Genomic DNA, 23,965 nt, shown 5'->3' with positions numbered 1-23,965 from the left:
TCGCTTTCGAAAGTAACGAAACCCGATACTTGGTCACGACGCGGTCCGGCGGAAACAAACCCTTCGGATCAGCCAAAGCCCGCAACTTGGTCCGCTGAATCAAGGGAGGGGTCGACCGGGATCGGCTGCGGAGGAAGCGCTAGCCCATGCCCAACGGGGCGGAAATTTACGACATCGCCGTGATCGGCGGTGGCGTCAACGGGTGCGGTATTGCCCGTGATGCCGTCGGCCGCGGCCTGAAGGTCCTGCTCGCCGAGCAGAACGACCTTGCCAGCGGTACGTCTTCGGCCTCCACCAAGCTGATCCATGGTGGTCTCCGCTATCTGGAGCATTACGAGTTTCGCCTGGTACGCGAGGCGCTGATCGAGCGCGAAGTGTTGCTGCGTGCGGCACCCCATATCATCTGGCCGCTGCGCTTCATTCTGCCGCATCACAAGGGCTTGCGGCCGCGCTGGTTCGTGCGCCTGGGCCTCTTCCTCTACGACAATCTCGGCGGCCGCAAGATCCTGCCCGGCACGCGCAGCATCGATCTGCGTCACGATGCGGCCGGCGCGCCGTTGAAGCCCGGTTTCACGCATGCTTTCGAGTATTCGGATTGCTGGGTCGAGGATGCGCGCTTGGTCGTCCTCAATGCGCGCGATGCCGCCGAGCGCGGTGCCCACATTCATGTGCGCACCCGCTGCACCTCCGCCCGGCGCGAAGGTGATCTTTGGCGCCTGCGGCTTGAAGGCCCGAACGGCGTCGTGACCGAAGCCAAGGCGCGCGCCCTGGTCAACGCGGCCGGGCCCTGGGTTTCGAACTTCCTCGGCGGCGCCGTCGGCATGAACGCGCCGGACAAGATCCGCACCGTCAAGGGCAGCCATATCGTGGTCGAAAAGCTGTTTGACCATGACCGTGCCTATATTTTCCAGAATGCCGATGGCCGCATCTGCTTTGCCATTCCCTATGAACAGGATTTCACGCTGATCGGCACCACCGATGCCGACTATCAGGGCGAACCCGGCAAGGTGGCGATCTCCGACGCCGAGACGGACTATCTCCTGTCGGCTGCCAGCGAATATTTCCAGGCGCCGGTGACGCGCGCCAACATCCGCTGGACCTATGCCGGCATCCGGCCGCTTTATGACGACGGCGCCAGCAAGGCGCAGGATGCAACCCGCGACTATGTGCTGAAGCTCGACCAGAAGGCGGGCGAGGCGGCGCTGCTGTCGGTCTTTGGCGGCAAGATCACGACCTATCGTCGCCTGGCCGAGGCGGCGCTAGAAAAACTGCAGCCGAGCTTCCCGGCCATGAAGGCGCCGTGGACCGCAACTGGCACGCTGCCGGGGGGCGATTTCCCCGTTAACGAATTTGCCACACAGGTCGGCACGCTCGCCAAGAAATACCCGTTTCTCGAACTGCGCGAAGCGCGCCGCCTGGTGCGCGCCTATGGCACGCGCGCGCAGCGGATGATGGGCAATGCCCGAACGCCGGATGATCTCGGCCGCCGCTTTGGTCCGAGCTTGACCGAGGCGGAAGTCCGCTATCTCATGGACCAGGAATGGGCCACCAGCGCCGAGGATATCGTCTGGCGGCGCTCCAAACTTGGCCTGCATATGACCACGGCCGAGCAGTCGGCCCTCGAAGAATTCGTTGCATCATTGCTCGTGCATCACAATCAGCCGGCGCTTGCCAGCCATGTGTGAGTGCGCGATGTCGATGTCGCAATAGCTGATCTTAGGAATCGTCCGGCTGGAAAAGTGCGCACTGGCCGGGTGCTAAATCTTTAAGCGCACATGAGGAGGAAAACGATCATGGCGATCCGTCGTACCGTGTCGTTGGCCGCAATGATGCTGGCAATGGGAAGTGTCCCGGCGTTCGCAGATATGGATGCGGCCAAGAAATGGATTGATTCGGAGTTCCAACCTTCGGCTCTGTCCAAGGACGAGCAGATAAAGGAAATGGAATGGTTCGTTAAGGCTGCCGAACCCTTCAAGGGGATGGAAGTCAACGTTCTGTCGGAAACCATTCCGACGCACGAATATGAATCGAAGGTCCTGACCAAGGCCTTTGAAGAAATCACCGGCATCAAGGTCAACCACCAGCTCCTCGGCGAAGGCGAGGTCGTGCAGGCGGTGCAGACACAGATGCAGACCAACCGCAGCCTCTATGACGGCTATGTGAACGATTCCGATCTCATCGGCACGCATTCGCGTCTGCAGAGCGCTGTCAACCTCACCGACTTCATGGCCGGCGACGGCAAGGACGTCACCAGCCCGACCCTCGACATCGACGACTTCATGGGCAAGTCGTTCACCACGGGTCCGGATGGCAAGCTGTGGCAGCTGCCCGACCAACAGTTTGCGAACCTCTATTGGTTCCGCAAGGACTGGTTCGACCGCAAGGACCTCCAGGAAAAGTTCAAGGCCAAGTACGGCTACGACCTGGGCGTGCCGGTCAACTGGTCGGCCTATGAGGACATCGCTGAATTCTTCTCGAAAGACGTGAAGGAAATCGACGGTGTCCAGATCTATGGCCACATGGATTACGGCAAGCGTGCGCCCGATCTCGGTTGGCGCATGACCGATGCCTGGCTCTCGATGGCCGGTGCCGGCTCGAAAGGTCTGCCGAACGGCCGCCCGATCGACGAATGGGGCATCCGCATGGAGGAAGGCTCCTGCAATCCGGCCGGCGCGTCGGTCAGCCGCGGTGGCGAAACCAACGGCCCGGCTTCGGTCTATGCAATCGCGAAATGGGACGAATGGCTGCGCAACTACGCCCCTCCGGGCGCTGCCGACTATGACTTCTATCAGTCATTGCCGGCCTTGAGCCAAGGCAACGTTGCCCAGCAGATCTTCTGGTACACCGCCTTCACCGCGTCGATGGTGGCCCCGAAGGCTGATGGCAACAACACGGTCGACGATTCCGGCACGCCGCTCTGGCGTATGGCGCCGTCACCGCATGGCCCGTACTGGAAGGAAGGCCAGAAGCTCGGCTACCAGGACACCGGTTCCTGGACGCTGTTCAAATCGACCCCGCTCGAGAACCAGAAGGCGGCCTGGCTCTATGCCCAGTTCGTCACCTCGAAGACGGTCGACGTGAAGAAGAGCCATGTTGGTCTCACCTTCATCCGCGACAGCACCGTGCGTCACGAGTCCTTCACCGAACGTGCGCCCAAGCTGGGCGGCCTGGTAGAGTTCTATCGCTCGCCTGACCGTGTCAACTGGTCGCCGACTGGCGTCAACGTGCCTGACTATCCGAAGCTGGCTCAGCTCTGGTGGCAGAACATCGGTGACGTGAACTCGGGTGCGTTCACGCCGCAGGAAGCCATGGATCGTCTCGCCGGCGAGATGGATGATGTCATGGCCCGCATGCAGCAGGCCGATGAAGCCAACAAGACCTATGGCGGCTGCGGTCCGCGTCTCAACGAGCCGAAGGACCCGGCGGAATGGCTTGGCAAGGACAATGGTCCCCATGCCAAGCTCGACAATGAGAAGCCGAAGGGCGAGACCATCGCCTATGACGAGCTGATCAAGCGTTGGACGGAAAACCAGTAATCCGTTCCACGACACGAACGACGGCGCCATCGGGGGCTGGCTTTGCCCCCGATGGTCGTCGGTCTTCCAGTACACCTGCAAAGTGACCTGAATGACCCTTGAACTGAGACATGTAACGAAAACCGTGGGCGCCGAGACGCATGTCCATGAAACCAGCCTGGTGCTGGAGGAGGGCAGCTTCAACGTGCTCCTCGGCACGACGTTGGCCGGCAAGACCACGCTCCTGCAGCTGATGGCCGGGCTCGACCGGCCAAGCTCGGGCGAAATCTGGTTCCGCGGCACCAATGTGACCGGTGTCGCCGTCCAGAAGCGCAATGTCTCGATGGTCTATCAGCAATTCATCAATTACCCGCATCTCTCGGTCTATGAGAACATCGCCTCGCCCCTCAAGGTGGCGAAGATGGGCCAGGCAGAGATTGAACGTCGGGTCGGCGCAGTGAGCGATCTCCTGCGCTTGACGCCCATGCTGCAGCGCCGGCCCTCGGAACTCTCCGGCGGCCAGCAGCAGCGCACCGCCATTGCCCGAGCTCTGGTCAAGGACAGCGACCTTGTGCTGCTCGATGAGCCGCTGGCCAATCTTGATTACAAGCTCCGTGAGGAATTGCGCGACGAGCTGCCTCGCCTCTTTGCCGGCCGTCGCTGCATCGTCGTCTATGCGACGACCGAACCCACGGAAGCGCTGCTGTTCGGTGGCAACACCGCGAGCTTGTTCGAAGGCCGCATCACGCAATTCGGCCCGACCGGCGACGTCTATCGCAAGCCCAAGGACCTGGTGAGCGCCGAGGTCTTTTCCGATCCGCCGCTCAATACGGCGCAGGTCTTGAAGACCGGCAACCGGATCGAGCTCAGCAACGGGATCGGCTGGGCGGTCGGCCCGAATTTTGCGCGCCTCCCGGACGGCAAATACACCTGGGCCATCCGCGCCCATCACATCACGCCCTTCCAGCAGGCGGCCGACCTTGCCACGGTCGATGGCAAGGTGCTGCTTGCCGAACTGACCGGCTCCGACAGCGTCCTTCATTTCGACCTCAACGGCGCCACCTGGATCTCGCAATCGCACGGCGTGCATCCGTTCGATGTCGGCGCCATGGCGCGCCTCTATATCGATGTCGGACGCAGTTTCCTGTTCGGGCAGGATGGCAATCTGGTCGGAGGGTCCGAATAATGGCGCGTATCAAACTCGATGGCGTCAAGCACAGCTATGCCGCCGACCCCAAGACCCCGGCCGATTGGGCGCTCAAGGAGGTCAATCTCGACTGGGACGATGGCGGCGCCTATGCGCTCCTGGGTCCGTCGGGCTGCGGGAAGACGACGCTCCTCAACCTCATCTCCGGGCTGCTGACGCCGACCCGCGGGCGCATCCTGTTCGATGACCGCGACGTCAGCCACGCGACGCCCGAAGACCGCAATATCGCGCAGGTGTTCCAGTTTCCGGTCATCTACGACACCATGACCGTCTACGACAATCTTGCCTTCCCCTTGCGCAACCGGCGGCTGCCGGCGGCCGAAATCGACCAGCGCGTGCGCGAGATCGCCGACATGCTGGACCTCGGCCCATCGCTGATGAACCGGGCCTCCGGCTTGACGGCGGACGGCAAGCAGAAGATCTCGCTCGGCCGCGGCCTGGTGCGTTCCGACGTCAACGTCATCATGTTCGACGAACCGCTGACCGTGATCGACCCGCATCTGAAATGGGTGCTGCGCTCGAAGCTCAAGGAACTGCATCATCGCGTCAAGCGCACCATGATCTATGTGACCCATGACCAGACCGAGGCGCTCACCTTCGCCGACCGGGTGGTGGTCATGAATAATGGCGAAGTCGTCCAGGTCGGTACCCCGATCGAATTGTTCGAGCGGCCCGAACATACCTTCGTTGGCCATTTCATCGGCTCGCCCGGCATGAACGTCCTGCCGGCGACGAAAGAGAATGGCGGCATCTCGTTCCTTGGCACCAGGGTCGACGCCATCGAGGGAATCCGCGCCGATTCAGTTGGGGATGGTCGCCTGGAAATCGGTATCCGGCCGGAATTCGTGAGCTTTGACGTGGCGGGCATTCCGGTCGAGATCGGCAAGGTGTCCGATGCCGGCCGCTTCCGCATCGTCGAAGCGCGGCACAAGGGGCAACTGCTCAAGGTGCTGGTGACCGAAGGCGACGCCATACCGAGCGGGACGGCCCATGTTCGCTTCGACCCAACGCACACGCATCTTTATAGCGACGGCTGGCTGGTGAAGTGAGGGATCATGAATAAGCAAGTCAATCAGAAGGCCTGGTTCCTCGTCCTGCCGGTTGTCATCCTGGTGGCGTTCAACGCCGTCATTCCCTTGATGACCGTGGTCAACTATTCTGTCCAGGAAACCTTCGGCGACCACGTCTTTACCTGGGCCGGCGTGCAATGGTTCGAGCAGGTGCTGAACTCGCCCCGCTTCCATGACGCGCTGCTGCGCCAGATGCTGTTCACCGGCATCATCCTGGCGATCGAAATTCCGCTCGGCCTCATCATCGCCCTCGCCATGCCGCGCAAGGGTTTCTGGGTCTCGGTCTGCCTGGTCCTCATGGCTCTGCCGCTGCTCATTCCCTGGAACGTCGTGGGCGCGATGTGGAACATCTTTGCGCTTCCCGAAATCGGCCTGCTGGGCAAGGGGCTGAACTCGCTTGGCTTCGACTACAATTATACTCGCCAGCCATTGACCGCCTGGTTCACGACCGTGCTGATGGATGTATGGCATTGGACCTCGCTCGTCGTGCTGCTGTGCTATGCCGGCCTCGTCTCCATTCCGGACGATTACTACCGCGCGGCCAAGATCGACGGCGCCAGTGCCTGGGCCGTGTTCCGCTTCATCCAACTGCCCAAACTGAAGCGCGTGCTGACCATCGCCATCCTGCTGCGCTTCATGGACAGCTTCATGATCTATACCGAGGTCAAGGTGCTGACCGGCGGCGGTCCCGGCAACGCGACCACCTTCCTCTCCATCGACCTCGACAAGATCGCGCTCGGCCAGTTCGATCTCGGCCCGGCTGGCGCGATGTCGCTCATCTACTTCCTGATCATCCTGCTGTTCAGCTGGCTGTTCTATACCCTCATGATGCGGAACGAGGCACAATGATGCGCAAGCGCTCCCTCCTGCCGATCGTCTACATCCTCTTCCTGATGCTGCCGATCTATTGGCTGGTCACGATGTCGTTCAAGACCACGAACGAGATCCTGGGCGGATTCTCCCTGTTCCCGCAGGCCTTCACGCTGGAGAACTACGCGAAGATCTTCACGGATTCGACCTGGTATAACGGCTACATCAACTCGATCATCTACGTCGTCGTGAACACGCTGCTGTCCGTCTCGGTGGCGCTGCCGGCAGCCTATGCCTTCTCGCGCTACCGCTTCTTGGGCGACAAGCATCTGTTCTTCTGGCTGCTGACCAACCGCATGGCGCCGGCAGCCGTGTTCGTGCTGCCGTTCTTCCAGCTCTATTCCGCGGTCGGCCTGTTCGACACGCACATTGCCGTGGCGCTGGCGCATACGCTCTTCAACGTGCCGCTCGCCGTGTGGATCCTGGAAGGCTTCATGTCCGGCGTGCCGAAGGAACTCGACGAGACCGCCTATGTCGACGGCTATTCCTTCCCGCGCTTCTTCGTGAAGATCTTCGTTCCGACGATCGCCAGCGGCATCGGCGTCGCCGCGTTCTTCTGCTTCATGTTCTCCTGGGTCGAACTGCTGCTGGCGAAGACCTTGACCTCGGTCGATGCCAAGCCGATCGTCGCCACCATGACGCGGACCGCCAGCACCTCGGGCTATGAGCTGGGGCTGCTCGCGGCGGCCGGCACGCTCACCATCATTCCCGGCGCCTTCGTCATCTATTTCGTGCGCAACTACATCGCCAAGGGCTTTGCCCTCGGCCGCGTCTGACAAGGATCCACTGCGATGGAAGGTACCTCACTCATCTCCTGGATGGCCTGGACCTGGCAGACGGCGGCGTTCTTCGCCTTCATTATCGCCTGCCTTGTCGCCATGACCGTCTGGGAAATCCGCTCGCCCGGCGGTGCGCACCGGCACGGCATCCTGGGTCTGGAAACCACGCGGGGTGACCGCTTGTTCATCTCCCTGCTCGGCAGCGCCTTCATCTTCCTGGCGTGGCTGGGCGTTTTCGGGGTGCCGCTGTGGGCGCCACTGGCCATCGCCTTGATTTACGCCTTTGTCATCTTCCGCTGGGCCTGAGTTCCCAACGTCAATATCGTCACCGGGCCGCAGCTGACTATGCGTCTCAATCTCAGGTTAATCGTTCTTTTGTAATGACTTAGATGATTGTATCCTGCGCCCTCGAAAACGATCGAATCCGCGAGCAGGAAGACCAGTGATGAAGGGCGACAAGAAGGTCATTCAGATCCTCAACAAGGTGCTGAAGAACGAGTTGACCGCCATCAACCAATACTTCCTGCATGCGCGCATGCTGAAGAACTGGGGCATGAAGAAGCTTGGCGAAGTCACGTATCATGAATCCATCGACGAGATGAAACACGCCGACAAGCTGATCGAGCGCATCTTGTTTCTGGAAGGCCTGCCCAATCTGCAGGATCTCGGCAAGCTGATGATCGGCGAGAACGTGAAGGAGGTCCTCTCCTGCGATCTCAAACTCGAGATGATGGCCCATCCCGACCTCAAGGCCGGAATCGTGCTGTGCGAGCAGGCCGGCGACTATGTCACCCGCGAGCTGCTTACGGACATCCTGGAATCAGAGGAAGAGCATATCGACTTCCTGGAGACCAATCTCGAGATCCTCGAGAAGATGGGCCTGCAGAATTACATCCAGTCGCAATACGAGCCGGGCGAGAGCTCCTGAGGGATCATTCCGCCGCAAGCGGAAGCGGTTCCTGTTCGCGCAACGTCTTTGAGCAGTTGCCGACGCCATTGATGATGTCCTGGGCCATCGGCAGGCAGGTCCCGCAGCACGGGCCGCTGCCCAGCACTTGGTAGACCGCCACCGGGCAGCTCAATCCGCTGGCGCGCGCCGTCTGTTCGATTTCGCTCTCGCGATAGCCATTGCAGATACAGACATACATCGGTCGATGAACTCACCAAGAGTGTGACGTCTCGCTGGGAGATATTTGTATCTCTGCGAATGATTGTCAATGTCATAGACGCGGATTTATGGTCCTTGATGCCGATTTTGCAAATGAGAATAATTATCACTTGAACCATCCACCCAGCTTTGATATTTCTGTCTCTGTTGATAATGACTCGCAACTGCAACGGCTGATTGAGGCAAATCGGCGGGTCATTCCCTCCCATCACCAACAGGTCGCAGGAGTGGACATGGACAGAGAAACTTATGATTTTCGCCTTTCCGCTGCAGTTGCAGCCACGACCGGGGATCAGACCAGCGGGCCGGAATCACGGCCGGAAACACGGCCCGAGCCACGCCTGATGTCGGCACGGCCCCTGGAGCTGCGCGAGCGCCACAATGGCCGGGACCGGCACGCGGCCCCGGCGATGGCGGGGACTTCGACCCGCGACAATGCCAGCCCGCACCGCGGCAGCATCCAGACGGTCACCATTCAGTCCATCCTGAAGGGCGCCCGCGAGGCCATCATCGATTTTGACGGGGCGGCCTATCGGCTGCGCATCACCCGCAACCATCGCCTCATCCTGACCAAATAACCCGCTCTGCCACGACGGCAGGGCAATACGGCTTTGGCCGGCCAGCGCACTGCGTTTGTGCGCTGTGTCGGCGCGTTTCTGAAACTGGGGAGACGGTTCATGTCGCGCGTCCAATCCGCCGAGCAGATTGTCGGCACACTCGGTGCCCGCTGGCAGGTGCTGCGTGCCGAACAGCCGCGTCTGCGAGCCCGCGATGCGGCGCAGGAACTGGGTGTCAGCGAAGCGGAATTTGTGGCGGCGCAATGTGCCGGCGAAGCCACGCGCCTGATGCCCGACTGGGCGGCCTTCTTTGCCGGCCTGCCGGCCCTTGGCCGCGTCATGGCGCTGACCAGGAATGACAGCTGCGTGCATGAGCGCAAGGGAGTCTATGAGCCGGCAACCTTCATGGCCCATGCCGGCCTCGTTCTCGGGCCGGATATCGATCTTCGACTTTTCCCGCAGCACTGGGCCCATCTCTTTGCGGTGACGGATCACAGTGCATCACCGACACGGCACTGTTTCCAGGTTTTCGACCGGTTCGGCGGCGCGCTGCATAAGATCTACGCCCTGGAGGGAACGAGGCTGGAGGCTTGGGCGCATCTCGCCAAATCCATGATGGCGATCGGCCATCCCGATCTCGCGGTCGACCCACTGCCGCCGACACCCATTCGGCCAAGGGCCGTCGCGAACCGCGATGCGCTGCGGGCGGATTGGGCGCTGCTCAAGGATGTGCATGACTTCCCCGCCATGCTGAAACGCCATGAGACGGAGCCTCTCCCGGCCATGGAGGCCATGCTAGGCGCCTTTACGGAGCGGCTGACCCGATCGGCGACCTTCGATCTCCTCAACAGGGCTAGCGCCGAGCAGGTGCCGATCATGGTGTTTGTCGGGAACCGCGGCATCATCCAGATCCATACCGGGCCGGTGGAACGGATCGTCCGGTTGGATCACTGGCTCAATGTGCTGGATCCGGATTTCAATCTGCATCTGCGCGAGGATCATATCGCCCATTGCTTTGCCGTGAGAAAGCCAACGAGCGATGGGATGCTGCATTCGGTCGAACTGTTCGATGCCGTGGGCGAGCGGATCGCCACCTTCTTCGGCAAGCGGAAGCCAGGGCAGCCGGAGCTGGAAAGCTGGCGCGACTTGGTCGCCGGGCTGGAGCGCGCACAGTGAAGCTCGACCGCCGCACATGGCTGTTGGCGGCGCTCGGCGCCACATTGGCGCCGCGTCCTCTGTCAGCGCGCCAGCAACGCATCGTCTGCGCCGGCGGGGCCATGACGGAATGCGTCTATGCCCTGGGTGCCGGTGATCAGGTCGTCGCCGTCGACACCACCAGCCTCTATCCCCGCGCAGCACTCAGCCTGCCCAAGATCGGCTATTTGCGACAGTTGGCGGTCGAGGGCGTGCTGTCGCTGTCGCCCGACATCGTTCTTGCCGACCGCGATGCCGGTCCACCCAACGTGCTCCAGCAGTTAAGGGCGACGGGCAGCATCCTCCATCAATACGAAGGTCCGCTTTCCGCGGAAGCCGTGCCGGACAAGGTCCGCTTTGTGGGCCTTGTGCTGGATCGCGCGACCAAGGGCGAGGAGGTGGCGACCGCCATCAGCACCGACCTCGCCACGCTGGCACAAGCGGTGGCGCGGGTGGAAAAACGACCGCGCGTCCTGTTTATCCTCGGGACCATCAAGGGGCGCATGGCGGGGCGGGGGCACCATCGCCGATCTTGTCATCAACCTTGCCGGCGGCCTGAATGTTGCCGGTGATTTCGACGGTTACCGCGCCATGTCGGCCGAAGGGATCATCGGCCAGCAGCCGGATTTTGTCGTCACCATGTTCCAGAGCGACCATGCGCCGCTTGCCGGCGAAGACCCGGTGCAAAAAGCGACCAAGGAGTTGGGGCTGGATATCCTGCCGCCGGAAAAGCGCCCGCAGATCGTGCCGGTCGACGGCGCCTATCTTCTCGCTTTGGGGCCACGCTCGGCCCATGCCTGCCACGATCTCGCGGCGAAATTGCACCCCACCCTCGACTGGCCGCCCTTGCCGACGCGCCCCTGGGTCGGTTGAGCGAAGCAAGGGCGCCGATGACAAGCATCGATCTGGGTGCCGCGCCTGCCTTTGAAGGGATACGCCAGCGCCGTCGCTGGCGCATCGTCCTGGCGCTCGGCTGCTTCGCCGGTCTCGCGACGCTGCTTGCCGTCGGTGTCGGGCCACTGGACACGGTTGCTCTCGATATCATCGGCTGGGCGCTGCATGTGCCGCTGGGCGAACCGCTTACCGAATTGCAGCAAAGCGTCATCGTCGATATCCGCCTGCCGCGCGTCGTGATGGCGCTGCTGGCCGGCATCGGCCTCGCCATCAGCGGTTGCCTGATGCAAAGCCTGTTCCGCAATCCGCTGGCCGATCCCGGCCTGATCGGCGTCAGCAGCGGGGCGGCACTTGCGGCGGCTGTCACCATCGTGCTGGCGGAACATCTGCCGATCTGGTTTCTCCATCTTGGTCCCTTTGCCTTGCCGGTGGCGGCGGCCATCGGCAGCCTGCTTGCGACCCTTGCAATCCTGCGCCTGGCCGACCTTGCCGGCGGCGAAACAACCCTCGTGCTCCTGCTGGCCGGGATCGGTATCGGCGTGCTGGCGGAGGTCGGCGTTGGTTTCCTGATCTTCATCAGCAACGAGCAGGAGTTGCGCGACCTCACATTTTGGCGCATGGGCAGTCTCGCTGGAAACGGCTGGGCACAGGCCGCCATCGTTGCCATCCCGGTCGCCGTCATCGTCCTCTTCGCGTGGCGCATTGCGACCGCTCTCAACGCCTTGTCCCTGGGCGATGACGTCGCCGGGCATCTCGGCATCGACGTGGTGCATTTGCAGCGCGGCATCGTGATCACCGTGGCTGCGGCTATCGGCGCCATCGTTGCCTTCTCTGGCATGATCGGCTTCCTGGGCCTGGTGGCGCCGCATCTGGCGCGCCTGCTGGTCGGCCAGGATCATCGCTGGCTGGTGCCGGCAAGCGCCCTCATCGGCTGCGTCATCATGACGTTCGGTGATCTGGTGACGCGCATCGCCGTGGCGCCGGCGGAGTTGCCGATCGGCCTGGTGACGGGCGCCCTGGGCTGCCCGGTCTTCCTCTTTCTGCTGGTCCGGCAGATGCGATACGGCACGACATGATCAGCGCTGCCGGCATCGCCACCACGCGTGGTCATCTCCGCGATATCTCGCTGCGGGCCGAACGTGGCAAGATCCTCGCCTTGATGGGGCCGAACGGGTCGGGCAAGTCGACGCTGCTCCATGTTCTGGCCGGCGACCTTTCGCCAATCGCAGGCGACGTCCGGCTGCTGTCGCGCCCGCTCAGCGCCTGGGACCGGACAGCGCTCGCCATGCACCGCGCCGTGCTGCCGCAAGCCTCGCAGGTCGCCTTTCCGGTCCGGGTGCGCGATCTGGTCGGTATCGGCCGGCTACCCTATCGTGGTTGCGCCAAAGGCACCGACCGCGCGTCCGTGGCGGATTCCCTGGCGGCAGTCGGTCTCGCGTCGTTGGCCGATGCGCTCTATCACCGCCTCTCCGGCGGCGAAAGGCAGCGCGCGCAATTGGCCCGTATCCTCGCCCAGATCTGGCAGCCGCCGGGCGACGCCGCACCCCGGCTGCTGCTGCTCGACGAGCCGACCAACAATCTTGATCCGGCGCAGCGCCTCGCTGTCATGGCCTGTGTGCAATGTTTGGCGCGGCGCGGGGTCGCGATCGTGATCGTCCTGCACGATCTCGGCGAAGCCCTGCGATTCGCCGATGAGGGGCTGCTGCTGCGGGACGGCCGCACCCTGGCCCAGGGGCCGATCCAGGATGTTCTGACCCCTGACCTGATCGGCGCGGCATTCGACGTGACAGCCGCGATCGTCGTGGGCAATGGCCATCCCGCCATGGTGGCGATGTCGGGTCGCTGATGGCCGGCCGCTGATCCCCCACGCATCAATCCGCGTATCTTGATGGATCTGTCGCAAAAGCGGACGATACAGGCTGGATATTGCGCGGCGGGCCCCTATATCGATTTATGCCAACCATACAAAAATCGCAGACACAGGCAGGGAGACGGAGACATGAACCAGAAGGTCATCGATCTTTTCGACCGCTACACGCATGGCGGTATGGATCGGCGTAAATTCCTGGAAAAGCTGGCTATTCTCGCCGGTGGGTCGAGTGCCGCCCTGGCGCTCCTGCCGCTGCTCGAAAACAATTACGCGAAGGCCGAACTGCTGCCGGAAAGTGATCCCAGTATCAAGACCGAAACCATCGCCGTCGCCTCCGCTGGGCAGGATTACAGTGTCTATCTGAGCAAGCCGAGCGCCGGTGAGAAATTTCCAGCCGTCCTGGTGATCCACGAAAATCGCGGTCTTAACCCGCACATCAAGGATGTCACGCGCCGGGTCGCCGCTGCGGGATTCCTTGCAGCCGGTGTGGATTTCCTGAGCCCGCCGGCGGCACGCCGACCGACGAGGACAAGGCACGCGATCTCATCGGTGCGCTCGACAAGGCAGCAACCGAGGCCGCGGCCCGCGATGTCGTCGCGGCCCTGCGCAGCCGGCCCGACAGCAACGGCAAGGTCGGCGCCATCGGGTTCTGTTGGGGTGGCGGTCAGGTCAATAGATTGGCGGTCACGGATGCAACGCTTGACGCCGGCGTCGCGTTCTATGGCATGCAACCGGACGCAGCCGATGTCGGCAAGATCAAGGCGCCCTTGATGCTGCACTATGCCGAGAAGGACGACCGGATCAATGCCGGCATTGCGGCTTATGAGGCGGCATTGAAGGCTGAGGGCAAGACCTATCAGCTCTTCATCTATCCCGGCGTGAACCACGCCTTCAACAACGACACCAATGCCGCGCGCTATGACAAGACCGCGGCCGACCTCGCCTGGTCCCGCTCGATGGCGTTCCTGCATGAAACCCTAGGTTGATCTAAATCGTTGAAATATCCAGTCGCACGTGCTGGGTGCAGCACGTGCGACTTACGGCTTTCTTAACCACTCCCCGCGAAACTTGATGCTGAACAAGCTGAAGCGGCGCAGCTGCTGCTAGTTGGGGTGTGGCCATGCGAAGATCCGGGCGGTGGGTATTTTGCACGATTTTGGCGATGTCAGCCGCGATGGCGCTCGCCTGCAGCCAGATTGCCCACGCCGAAGAGCGCCCTGTTATCCTTGCCTGCAATGACTTCCCACCGCTCAAGATCGAGAGCCCCGGCGCGGACGGGTTGCGCGGCAGCGATATCGAGAGTATCGGCGAAATCGCCCAGCGCAGCGGCCTCAAGCTCGAAACCCGCTTCATGCCCTGGAACCGCGGCTATGCGCTGGCGAGCGATGGCGCGATTGACGGACTTTGCAGCTGTTCCTTTCGCGCCGATCGCGCGGAGCTGTTCTACTTTTCCGACCCGATCGGGGAAACCTCGGTCGGCATCTTCCATCCGCCCGGTGAAGTTCCAGAGCCGATTGCCAGCGTCGCTGATCTTGCCAATCCGGGCATTGGCGTCGTCGGGGTCGTGAAGGGCTACAATCTCGACGCTGAACTGTCCGATGCCAAAGTCAGGCACCTTTCTGTCAGCGGCGACCAGCAAGCCTTCGTCATGCTGGTCAACCACCGCATCGACCATCTCTATTCGTTTCGGGCGCCGATCGATTTCATTCACCGTGCCACGGGTGAGACCGGTATCGCCTATACGGAGTTGCGGAGTTCGCCCTATTTCATCTGCCTCAGCAAAAAGGTTGATGGCGCCATCGGCAAGATCGGCCGCATCAATGACGCCATCGCCGAGATGCGACAGGATGGCGCCTTTGACAGGATTCAGCGGCGCTACGGACAGAAACCAGTCAATTGATGGCTGTCATCGTCGGCGGAATCGGCTAATCAATCAGGATCATGACGACGACACGGGACATCGGCAGGGTTGCCGTCATCGGCAGCGGGTTGATCGGCGCAAGCTGGGCAGCGCTCGCCTGCAGTCATGGATTGTCGGTCGCTGCCTACGATCCCTCGCCGCAGCGGCGCGCGGAACTGGGCGACGTCGTGGCGCGGCTTCGTGGGCAATTGTCGACCCTGCGCCCCGACGACCACGGCAGATTGACCATCGTCGACACACTTGCCGAGGCCGTGGACAGCGCCGACATTATCCTGGAATCCGCGCCGGAACGGCTCGATCTCAAAATATCGCTGCTGGCCGAGATCGACCGTCACTGCGCTGCCAGCGCCATCGTCGCGACCAGTACCTCGTCATTGCTGTTGAGCGACATGACCGCGGCCTGCGGCAACCGGGCCAGATTTATCGTGGCGCACCCCTTCAATCCCCCACACCTCATGCCTTTGGTCGAGTTGTTTGGCATCGACCAGGGCATCGTCGAGCGCGCCGAGCGCTTTTTTCAATCCCTGGGCAAGCACACCATTCGCTTGAAGCGAGAAGTGCCGGGCCATATCGCCAATCGCCTGGGGGCAGCGCTCTGGCAGGAGGCGGTGCATCTGCTCGCCGAAGGTGTCGCCGACGTGGCCGATATCGACGCCGCACTCATCCATGGCCCGGCCATGCGCTGGGCGGTCCAGGGCACGCATCTCACCTATCATCTTGGCGGCGGGCAGGGCGGCATCCGCCACTATCTCGACCATCTCGGCCCCAGCCAAGAGAAACGCTGGGAAACGCTGGGGCGCATGCGCCTGACGCCGGAGATCAAGCAGTTGCTGATCGACGGCATCGAGGCCGAAGCGGCCGGCAGGTCGGTTGCCGATCTGGAGGCCGAGCGCGACCGTTTCCTGATTGATCTCTTGAAGCTGCGCGGCCACACTGCCTGATCCTTTCCGACCCCAGCCAGGCATACCTGCATCATGACCAGCTATGATTCCAAGAAGATCGTCGAGATCCACGAACATCTGCACAGCGACCTGCCGAGCGACCCGGCTTTGCGCGTGAAGGCGCTGGAAAGCCTGCTGGTCGAAAAGGGTATGGTCGACAGCGCCGCGATCGACGCCTGGATCGATCTCTATGCCGAAGAAATCGGTCCCCGGCGTGGGGCTCATGTGGTGGCGAAGGCCTGGACCGATCCTGCGTTCAGAGCAAGGCTGCTGGCCGACGGTACCGCCGCCATCAGCGAGCTCGGCTATCAGGGTCATGCCACCGGGCATCTCAAGGCGGTCGAGAACACGCCGCAGGTCCATAACCTGGTCGTCTGTACCCTCTGCTCCTGCTATCCCTTCACCTTGCTCGGCATCTCGCCCGGCTGGTACCGGCTGCAGGAATACCGTTCGCGCGCCGTGCGCGATCCGCGTGGTGTGCTCAAGGAGTTCGGTGTCACGATCGGCGACGATGTCGAAATCCGCGTCTGGGACAGCACGGCGGAACTGCGCTATCTCGTGGTACCCGAACGGCCCGCCGGGACCGATGCGCTGGACGAAGCGGCACTCGCGCAGTTGGTGACACGCAACTCCATGATCGGCACCGATATCCTGCGGCCATACGGGGCAGGGAGGTAGCCATGCCGCGCACCCATGATGTCGGCGGCAAGCAGACGACCAAGCCCATCGACGTGGCGGAAGACGAGGCGCCTTTCAAAGCCGCCTGGGAAGGCCGCGCCTGGGGCATCAACGAGGCGCTCGAGGGGCATCCCGGCTGGACACTCGATTGGTGGCGCTATGTGCGCGAACTGATTCCTGCCGAAGACTATCTGACGCGGCCCTATTTCGATCAGTGGATGCAGGTCTACGCCGCCATGATGGTCGATTCGGAGGTTGCCAGCGTGGCCGAGATCGCGCGCGGCAAGGCGGTGGGACCGAAACCCAATTTCGGCAAGCCCATGGGGGCTTCCGACGTTGCCCGGATCTCGCGCATCGCCCGGGATTACACCCGGCCGGCGACCCAGGCGCCGGCCTTCGCCATCGGCGATCGCGTGCGGACGAAAACAATCGGTGGCACCGGCCATACGCGTCTCCCCGCCTATGCCATGAACATGTCCGGCGTCGTCCAAGCCTATCATGGCAATCATCTGCTGCCCGATGCCGGTGCCATGGGCCGTGAGCATGCCGAACCGCTTTACAGCATTGCCTTTGTGGCGGCCGATCTGTGGCCGGAGGCAAAGGGCAAGCGCGACCGCGTCTTCATCGACCTGTGGGAGAGCTATCTTGAGCAGCCCTGACCTCCTGGCCAATATCGCGCAGCCGGGTCCGCTGCGTGCCCGCGATGGCGAACCGCTCTTCTCCGAGCCCTGGCAGGCGCAGACCGTGGCCCTCGCCACGGCCATGGTGGCACAGGGCCGGATTTCGGCCGTGCGCTGGTCCGACGCGTTGGGGGCCGAGATCAAACGTGCGCTGGCATCAGGTGCTCCGGACAATGTCGCCACCTATTACGATTGCGTTCTCGTCACGCTCGAGACCCTGACCATGGAAGCGGAACTCGCCAGCGCCGGCCAATTGTCGGAACGCAAGGCACAATGGATCCGCGCCTATGAAAACACGTCCCATGGCGCACCGGTCATCCTGGGTGCAGGCGACGTTGGTGGTTTTTGCGGCGGCGGTGGCGGCGACTGCTAGAGTTTCTTCGCCTTTTGAACCGCCAGCTCCAGGGCATTCAGGAACCGTGAGCGATCCGCCGCTGAGAAAGCCGGCCCGCCGCCCTTTATTTCGCCCATATCGCGGAGCTGGCTGCTGAGTTCACGCATGGCGAGCGCGGTCCCGATGCTGTTTTCGGTGAAGGGCTTTCCCGTCGGTCCCAGCACCTGGGCGCCGGCCTTGAGGCATCGGTCGGCCAATTGAATGTCGGTGGTGATGACGATGTCGCCCAGCTTGGCGCGCTCGACAATCCAGTCATCGGCGGCGTCGAACTTGTCGCTCACCACCACATTGCGGATGAGCGGATTATGGCTGGAGCGGAAGCCGCTGTTGCTGACCAGATGCATGACGATTTCATGGCGCAACGCCACGCGCTCGATCTCTGCCTTGACCGGGCAGGCATCGGCATCGACATAAAGCTCGGTCACGGTGCGACCATCGCGCGGTCGCGCTTGAACGGCTGCGCATCAAGCAGATCATGGGCCGCCCGGTGACCATCATGAACCGCGGTGGCGATAAAGCCCGGCGCCTTGCAATCGCCGATGCGCTGGATGGACATCGGGCCGGCATCGCCTGAAAGATCGCGCCACAGTTGGTCGTTTGGCTCGCGCGAGGTGACGGGGATGAATCCGCCGCAGGCGATTTCCCGGGTTCGGCCCGTGAAGACGCAGGTGAGTTCGGCGCTCTCGCCCCGCAAGGCCGTCACCGCTTGGCTGACGATGATCTTGACGCCGGCCTCGATCAACCGTGCCTGCACCAGATGCTGCTCGTTGGTGTAGAACGACCAGGCCGACACCAGCCCGGTGGTCGTGACATAGGTCACGTCAAAGCCTTCCCGTGCCAGCAGTTCGGATAACGCACTCGCCATCAGATAGCCTTCATCGTCGAAGATGACGACGGGTCCGTTGGGGCGCTTGCCCGCCATGATCTCATTCGGGCTTAGTGTGCGCACATCGTCAAAGCTCGGCACCGCGGCGGCGTGATATCGACCGAGGCCGGTCTTGCGCCAATGACTGCCGGTCGCGACCAGGACATGGTCGACACCCGTCGCACGCACATCCTCGGCCGTCATGCGGCTTTCGAGATAAACCGTCACACTGTCGAGCTTGCCGAGCTGATGCGCCCGGTAATCGCGCACCCGGATCCATTCGCGGAGGCCCGGCAGCTTAGATTCGATGAGAACGCGACCGCCCAGCTCGCGGCCGGCTTCCGTCAGCATCACCTCATGGCCTTGTCGACCCAGCGTCAACGCTGCCTCAAGGCCGGCCGGGCCGGCGCCGACCACCAGGACCTTTTGTACTTGCGCCGTCCTGGTGACGATCTCCGGATGCCAGCCGCGCCGCCATTCCTCGCCCATGGTGGGATTCTGGGTGCAACGCAACGGTACGCCCTGGATGTCGCTTGCATAGCAGATGTTGCAGCCGATGCATTCGCGGATGTCTTCCTCACGACCCTCGGCGATTTTTTTCGGCAGGAACGGGTCGGCGATGGAGGGCCGCGCCGCGCCGATGAGATCGAGCGTCCCGGACTTGATCAAGGCCAGCATCGATTCCGGCGAGGTATAGCGACCGACACTTACCACGGGTTTCCCCACCAATTGCCGCACATCTTTCAGGAAGGGTTCCAGCGAGCCCTGGGGATGAAAGCGGGAGACCCCCATCTCCTGGCCGTAATCGCTGATGGTGACGTCGAAGAGGTCGGGGAGATCGCGGATCATCTCGAACAAGGCGCGTCTCTCGCCGGTAGGATCTGTGCCGGGATGAGCCTCGTCATCAATCTCGATGCGCACGGCAATGGCGCAAGCGTCGCCGATCGCCTCCTTCGTCTCCTCAAGGAGTTCGCGCAGGATTCGCGCGCGGTTCTCCAGCGATCCGCCATATGCGTCGTCGCGCTGGTTCATCTCGCTATTGAGGAATTGCGCAATGAGATAGCCGTGCGACGCATACACATAGACGATGTCGAAGCCGGCCTCCTTCGCGCGGAGCGCAGCCGCCTTGTGGGCGCGGCGATAGTCGCGGATATCGGCCTTGTCCATGCGCCGGCTCTGCACCGGTGCCTTGCTGGCCATCTGGCTCACCGGCCCCATCGGTGTCGCGCGCGACAGCAGGTTGGCGGAGCGGAAGCCGCCATGCCACAGCTCAATGCCAGCCAACGCGCCATGCGCATGCACGCCCGACGCCGCCTTGGCCATGTTGCGCACATCGCCCTGGTCCCACAGCGTCGCATAAGGCGAGGGCAGGTCGTCGGCGCTGGGGTCGATCGAGCAATATTCCGTGCACACCACACCCCAGCCGCCCTCCGCCTTCATCGCCCGCATGGCGGCGAGTGTCTCGGGCATGGCGAAGCCCATGCCGGTACAATGCGGGACCTGGTAGAAGCGATTGGGGGCCGTCACCGGCCCGATGCGGATGGGTGTGAAGAGCGGGTCGAAACGGGGCTCGCGCGGCATAGGACGTCCTGATTCTGGCGATTCGGCTGCTGCACTTTGCCCAGAATCAATGGTTTCAGACAAGAATAGGACCCGATCCCGCATGTCAGGGGTCTGCCATGCGGGATTAAGCCGCATTCGCACCTGCGAAGAACATTGGCGCTTTTCGGCCGATTGGGGTATCTAGCGCGCTTAAGACCCACAGGCGCGCCGCCGACGGGCCATAAATCCAGTAAATCGATCCAAGGGCCGAACTCAGGGGCCAGGATCGTCGGATCGGCCGGAAACAGGTGCCCCTTCACCTTTTTCCAGATCGGACAGTCATGCCTTTCCCCACGACCAATCCTGCCCTCGAACGTGCCTTGGCCGGGCGTGCCTATCTTGAACCAACCTCCGTGCAATCGGCGGTCCTCGCTGATGAAGCTGCGGGGCGCGACCTTCTCGTTTCCGCCCAGACGGGCTCCGGCAAGACCGTCGCTTTCGGCCTTGCCATGGCGGCGACTCTGCTCGGCGACTCAGAACGCTTCGAGCGCGCGGGCGAACCCCTGGCCCTGATCATCGCCCCGACGCGCGAACTGGCCGTGCAGGTGCATACCGAACTCTCCTGGCTTTATGCCGATGCCGGCGCCCGCGTCATCTCCTGTGTCGGCGGCATGGATGCCCGCGCCGAGCAGCGCCTCCTCGCCAATGGCTGCCATATCGTCGTTGGCACGCCGGGGCGTCTCCGCGACCATCTCGAGCGTGGCCGTCTCGACATCTCGAGCCTGAAGGTCGTCGTCCTCGACGAAGCCGACGAGATGCTGGATCTCGGTTTCCGCGAGGATCTCGAGTTCATTCTCGATGCGACGCCCAAGTCGCGCCGGACCTTGCTGTTCTCGGCCACCATCGCCCGGGAGATCGCCAACCTCGCGCGCGACTACCAGCAGGACGCCCTGCGCATCGACACCCAGGTGCGCAACCAGGCCCATGGCGACATCGAATACCGCGCCGTGCGCGTAGCGCCGACCGATGTTGATCATGCCATCGTCAATCTGCTGCGCTTCTATGAAGCGCGCGCGGCGCTCATCTTCTGCCACACGCGCGAAGCGGTCCGCCATCTCCATGCCAGCCTGTCGGAACGCGGCTTTTCGACCGTGGCGCTTTCAGGCGAACTCAGCCAGTCCGAGCGTACCCACGCCCTGCAGGCCCTGCGCGATTGCCGAGCCCGCGTCTGTGTCGCGACCGACGTCGCCGCGCGCGGCCTCGATCTTCCCGATCTCAGCCTCGTCATCCATGCCGATCTGCCGCGCGAGAAGGCGACCTTGCTGCACAGATCGGGTCGCACCGGCCGTGCCGGCCGCAAGGGCATCTGCGCCCTCATCGTGCCGTTCCCGCGCCGCCGTCATCTCGAAAGACTGCTGACCGAGGCCAATATCAAGGCGATCTGGCAGGATCCGCCCAAGGCCGAGGAAATCCGCGCCCGCGACCAGGAACGCATGCTGGAAGACCCTGCCATCAAGGAACCGGCGACCCCCGAGGATATCGTCCTCGCCCAGGCCTTGCTCGCCGGAAGGCCGGCCGAGGAAATCGCCGCGGCACTTATCCGCTTCTACCGGTCGCGCCTGCCGGCGCCCGAAGACATGTTCGACAGCGGCCCGGCGGATATGCGCCAGGAACGCTATGAGGAGCGCGGCGAGCGCAAGCGCCGCGACGATGGTGCCCGTGGTGGTGACAGAGGGGGCAGCGACAGAAGCGAAGGTGGTCCCGTCTCCTGGTTCCGCCTCGATGTCGGTCGCGAGAACAATGCCGATCCGAAATGGCTCATTCCGCTCATCTGCCGCCGCGGCCACATCACCAAGCGCGAGATCGGCTTCATCAAGATCTTCGACAAGGAAACCAAGTTCGAGATCGCGGCCGATGCGGCCGATCGTTTCTTGAGCGCCGTCGAGAAATCGGGCGACCAGGAAATCAGTATCAAGCCGACGACACCGTTCAACAAGGATGCCGGCCGTTCGAACGCCGACCGCCTGACCAGGGACAACCCGCCCTCGGAACGGCTGCCGCGCAAATTCGATGCACCCGCCGACGGTGCAAGGTCTGATCGCCCGCGTACCGAGCGGCCGCGCGATGGCGAGCGGCGCCCCTTCGCCGCCAAGCGCACGGAAGGTTACGCCCGGCCGCGTGATGACAAGGCACCGTTCAAGAAGGAGGGGCGCAGCTTTGAAGGCAAGCGCTCCAATAACCCGAAATTCGATAAGCCGAAATTCGAAGGCCCGCGGTCGGAGGGATTCAAATCGGATCGCCCTAAATTCGACAAACCGAAGTTCGACAAGCCAAAATTCGATGGACCGAAATTCGATCCGGCTGGCAAGGCCAAGAAGAAGCATCGCAAGGGACCTAGCCGTCCCTGAGCGACCCCTAATCCATCAATGACTTGAAATCGAGCGCGGCGCGGTCGGGCGCGACCCAGACTCGCCGTGCCTCGACCGACATCAGCCGGTCCTTGCTCCAGTAGTCGAGCGGCAGATCCCGCCGTGCCCCTGGGCTGGCCAGGAAATCCCGGACGATATCGCTGAGCGCGGAACTGCCGGCAACACGCGCGAGATAGGCGCTGATGAGCGCGATATAGAAGCGGGTGATGGTCTCGTGATAGCCGTCGCTGTCACTGTTGGCGGTGCCGCTGGCCGCGTTGTAGCGCCAGATGATGCCCGGCAATTCCTTTTCCACATCGATATCCGGCCGCTGCCGCAGCAGATAGATGCAGGCGATGCAATGGGCGGCGTGCGTCCATGCCGTCTTCGGCAGGGTTCGGGCCAGCAATCCCTCGCCGATATGCGTGATGTCTGCGTCTGAATACATGGATCCAACTGACAAGGATTGAGCACGGGCACGGCCTTGACCCTAAAGTCTTTGTCCTTGCCGGGCAACGTGCCGGCCTTGCGCCACATTGCCTCATGGGTCGGCCTTGGCTACTGTCGCCACGGACGCCCGGTTGATCTGAGGAAGCCTCGCCCCAAAAATGTCTCTCTCATGACGAAATCCGACGAGATGCATGTGGCAGCGCCCGGTCGCGGGCGGCGTCTGATCCAGGCGGCTCTCTGCCAACTCGTCGCCTGTGTCGTGGTCTTCGGCAGCAACACTCTGTTGCGCGAGGTCTTGAACATCACCGTGCCGCTGCCGGCCCTCCTGCTGGCATCCGGCCTGTTGGCTGCGATGCTGGGATACTGGCGGCGGCTGCCCCTGTGGTGGCTGCCGGTGCTGGCGCTGTTCCCTCTCGCCGTCGCGGCGGCACTTTGGCTGCAGCTACCGGCATGGGTCTATCTCCTGGCCTTTGCCTTGCCCCTGTCCCTGCAATGGAACGCAGCGCGGGGCGGCGTGCCGCTTTATCTCACCAACCGACAGACGATTGCGGCACTGGCGCGCCTGCTGCCCGACCGGCCGGGCCTGGTCGTTGCCGATCTCGGCAGCGGCCTCGGCGGCACCCTGATGGCGCTTGCCCGCACCAGGCCCGACGCGCGCTTCGAAGGCATTGAGACGGCGCCCTTGCCCTTTGTCCTATCCTGGTTGCGTGCGCTGCTGGTAAGCCGCGTCCGCTTCACCTATGGCGATTACCACCGCCGGAACCTCGCGGCCTATGATGTCGTCTACTGCTTCCTGTCGCCGGTGCCGATGCCCGACCTCTATGCCAAGGCCCGCCGGGAAATGCGCCCGGGCACGATTCTCATCAGCAACAGCTTTATGGTGCCCGGACATCCAGCCCATGAGATCATAGACGTGGATGACGCCCGCCAGACACGCCTCCATATCTGGCGTTTCTGACCCG

General features: G+C 62.9%; 25 protein-coding genes and 1 pseudogene. 22 read left to right on the top strand and 4 right to left on the bottom strand.

Features of this window, described 5'->3' with window-relative positions; genetic code table 11:
• Positions 1–146: 146 nt before the first annotated feature.
• The 8 genes from glpD to bfr all read left to right on the top strand — a co-directional run bounded on the left by glpD (position 147) and on the right by bfr (position 8,369).
• Complete coding sequence (gene glpD / locus IPK59_08590) at positions 147–1,685, top strand: glycerol-3-phosphate dehydrogenase (GenBank protein ID MBK8158800.1); 1,539 nt, start codon at positions 147–149, stop codon at positions 1,683–1,685.
• Between the two features lie 108 nt (positions 1,686–1,793).
• Positions 1,794–3,536, top strand: a complete 1,743-nt coding sequence (locus IPK59_08585) for a carbohydrate ABC transporter substrate-binding protein (protein MBK8158799.1) — start codon at positions 1,794–1,796, stop codon at positions 3,534–3,536.
• A 91-nt stretch (positions 3,537–3,627) separates the two neighbouring features.
• Entirely contained in the window at positions 3,628–4,701 is a 1,074-nt protein-coding gene (locus IPK59_08580) for an ABC transporter ATP-binding protein (protein MBK8158798.1), read from the top strand.
• Positions 4,701–5,771, top strand: coding sequence for an ABC transporter ATP-binding protein (locus IPK59_08575; protein ID MBK8158797.1), 1,071 nt, complete (start codon positions 4,701–4,703; stop codon positions 5,769–5,771). Before IPK59_08580 ends, IPK59_08575 begins: the two co-directional genes overlap by 1 nt.
• Before the next feature lie 6 nt (positions 5,772–5,777).
• Positions 5,778–6,641, top strand: a complete 864-nt coding sequence (locus IPK59_08570) for a sugar ABC transporter permease (protein ID MBK8158796.1) — start codon at positions 5,778–5,780, stop codon at positions 6,639–6,641.
• The gene (locus tag IPK59_08565; GenBank protein MBK8158795.1) at positions 6,641–7,438 is read left to right on the top strand and encodes a carbohydrate ABC transporter permease; all 798 of its coding nucleotides are present in this window, start codon (positions 6,641–6,643) and stop codon (positions 7,436–7,438) included. Before IPK59_08570 ends, IPK59_08565 begins: the two co-directional genes overlap by 1 nt.
• 15 nt (positions 7,439–7,453) lie before the next feature.
• Complete coding sequence (locus IPK59_08560; GenBank protein ID MBK8158794.1) at positions 7,454–7,747, top strand: DUF2160 domain-containing protein; 294 nt, start codon at positions 7,454–7,456, stop codon at positions 7,745–7,747.
• Positions 7,748–7,886: 139 nt separating this feature from the next.
• Positions 7,887–8,369: a bacterioferritin gene (bfr, locus tag IPK59_08555; protein ID MBK8158793.1), complete on the top strand. Its 483-nt coding sequence runs from the start codon at positions 7,887–7,889 to the stop codon at positions 8,367–8,369.
• 4 nt (positions 8,370–8,373) lie between these two features.
• Here bfr and IPK59_08550 read toward each other — a convergent pair whose 3' ends face one another.
• Positions 8,374–8,589 (bottom strand): (2Fe-2S)-binding protein, encoded by a 216-nt coding sequence (locus tag IPK59_08550; GenBank protein ID MBK8158792.1) that lies wholly within the window; start codon positions 8,587–8,589, stop codon positions 8,374–8,376.
• Positions 8,590–8,953: 364 nt separating this feature from the next.
• Here IPK59_08550 and hemP point away from each other — a divergent pair, with 364 nt between their 5' ends.
• The 12 genes and pseudogenes from hemP to IPK59_08490 all read left to right on the top strand — a co-directional run bounded on the left by hemP (position 8,954) and on the right by IPK59_08490 (position 17,717).
• Positions 8,954–9,187, top strand: a complete 234-nt coding sequence (gene hemP / locus IPK59_08545) for a hemin uptake protein HemP (GenBank protein MBK8158791.1) — start codon at positions 8,954–8,956, stop codon at positions 9,185–9,187.
• A 99-nt stretch (positions 9,188–9,286) separates the two neighbouring features.
• On the top strand, positions 9,287–10,342 hold the full coding sequence (locus IPK59_08540) for a hemin-degrading factor (protein ID MBK8158790.1): 1,056 nt from the start codon (positions 9,287–9,289) through the stop codon (positions 10,340–10,342).
• On the top strand, positions 10,339–10,932 hold the full coding sequence (locus tag IPK59_08535) for an ABC transporter substrate-binding protein (protein MBK8158789.1): 594 nt from the start codon (positions 10,339–10,341) through the stop codon (positions 10,930–10,932). The genes IPK59_08540 and IPK59_08535 overlap by 4 nt, the downstream gene beginning before the upstream one ends.
• Positions 10,933–10,951: 19 nt before the next feature.
• Complete coding sequence (locus IPK59_08530) at positions 10,952–11,233, top strand: hypothetical protein (protein ID MBK8158788.1); 282 nt, start codon at positions 10,952–10,954, stop codon at positions 11,231–11,233.
• A 17-nt stretch (positions 11,234–11,250) separates the two neighbouring features.
• A complete protein-coding gene (locus IPK59_08525) occupies positions 11,251–12,330 on the top strand; it encodes an iron ABC transporter permease (protein MBK8158787.1) in 1,080 nt (359 codons plus the stop codon).
• A complete protein-coding gene (locus IPK59_08520) occupies positions 12,327–13,100 on the top strand; it encodes an ATP-binding cassette domain-containing protein (GenBank protein ID MBK8158786.1) in 774 nt (257 codons plus the stop codon). The genes IPK59_08525 and IPK59_08520 overlap by 4 nt, the downstream gene beginning before the upstream one ends.
• Before the next feature lie 153 nt (positions 13,101–13,253).
• A pseudogene (locus IPK59_08515) lies at positions 13,254–14,110 on the top strand (dienelactone hydrolase family protein).
• 176 nt (positions 14,111–14,286) lie between these two features.
• Positions 14,287–15,024, top strand: coding sequence for a transporter substrate-binding domain-containing protein (locus IPK59_08510; GenBank protein ID MBK8158785.1), 738 nt, complete (start codon positions 14,287–14,289; stop codon positions 15,022–15,024).
• Positions 15,025–15,065: 41 nt separating this feature from the next.
• Positions 15,066–15,986 carry a 3-hydroxyacyl-CoA dehydrogenase gene (locus tag IPK59_08505; protein MBK8158784.1) on the top strand — a complete coding sequence of 307 codons (921 nt, stop codon included), beginning with the start codon at positions 15,066–15,068 and terminating at the stop codon, positions 15,984–15,986.
• Between the two features lie 33 nt (positions 15,987–16,019).
• A complete protein-coding gene (gene nthA / locus IPK59_08500) occupies positions 16,020–16,664 on the top strand; it encodes a nitrile hydratase subunit alpha (GenBank protein ID MBK8158783.1) in 645 nt (214 codons plus the stop codon).
• Positions 16,665–16,666: 2 nt separating this feature from the next.
• Positions 16,667–17,323: a nitrile hydratase subunit beta gene (gene nthB, locus IPK59_08495; GenBank protein MBK8158782.1), complete on the top strand. Its 657-nt coding sequence runs from the start codon at positions 16,667–16,669 to the stop codon at positions 17,321–17,323.
• The gene (locus IPK59_08490; protein MBK8158781.1) at positions 17,310–17,717 is read left to right on the top strand and encodes a nitrile hydratase accessory protein; all 408 of its coding nucleotides are present in this window, start codon (positions 17,310–17,312) and stop codon (positions 17,715–17,717) included. Before nthB ends, IPK59_08490 begins: the two co-directional genes overlap by 14 nt.
• Here IPK59_08490 and IPK59_08485 read toward each other — a convergent pair.
• A complete protein-coding gene (locus IPK59_08485; GenBank protein MBK8158780.1) occupies positions 17,714–18,163 on the bottom strand; it encodes a YaiI/YqxD family protein in 450 nt (149 codons plus the stop codon). The genes IPK59_08490 and IPK59_08485 overlap by 4 nt on opposite strands.
• Positions 18,160–20,184 (bottom strand): FAD-dependent oxidoreductase, encoded by a 2,025-nt coding sequence (locus tag IPK59_08480; protein MBK8158779.1) that lies wholly within the window; start codon positions 20,182–20,184, stop codon positions 18,160–18,162. Before IPK59_08480 ends, IPK59_08485 begins: the two co-directional genes overlap by 4 nt.
• A gap of 302 nt (positions 20,185–20,486) precedes the next feature.
• Here IPK59_08480 and IPK59_08475 point away from each other — a divergent pair, with 302 nt between their 5' ends.
• Entirely contained in the window at positions 20,487–22,553 is a 2,067-nt protein-coding gene (locus IPK59_08475) for a DEAD/DEAH box helicase (protein ID MBK8158778.1), read from the top strand.
• 7 nt (positions 22,554–22,560) lie between these two features.
• Here the strand turns inward: IPK59_08475 and IPK59_08470 are convergent, their stop codons facing one another.
• Entirely contained in the window at positions 22,561–23,001 is a 441-nt protein-coding gene (locus IPK59_08470; GenBank protein ID MBK8158777.1) for a hypothetical protein, read from the bottom strand.
• Positions 23,002–23,172: 171 nt separating this feature from the next.
• Between IPK59_08470 and IPK59_08465 the strand changes: the two genes are divergently transcribed.
• Positions 23,173–23,961, top strand: coding sequence for a class I SAM-dependent methyltransferase (locus IPK59_08465; protein MBK8158776.1), 789 nt, complete (start codon positions 23,173–23,175; stop codon positions 23,959–23,961).
• The last annotated feature ends 4 nt before the right edge of the window (positions 23,962–23,965 follow it).

Source organism: Rhodospirillaceae bacterium, from assembly GCA_016712715.1.
GTDB lineage: Bacteria > Pseudomonadota > Alphaproteobacteria > Dongiales > Dongiaceae > Dongia.
Note: the sequence above shows the minus strand (reverse complement) of the source record. Positions and strands in the feature narration are given on the sequence as shown.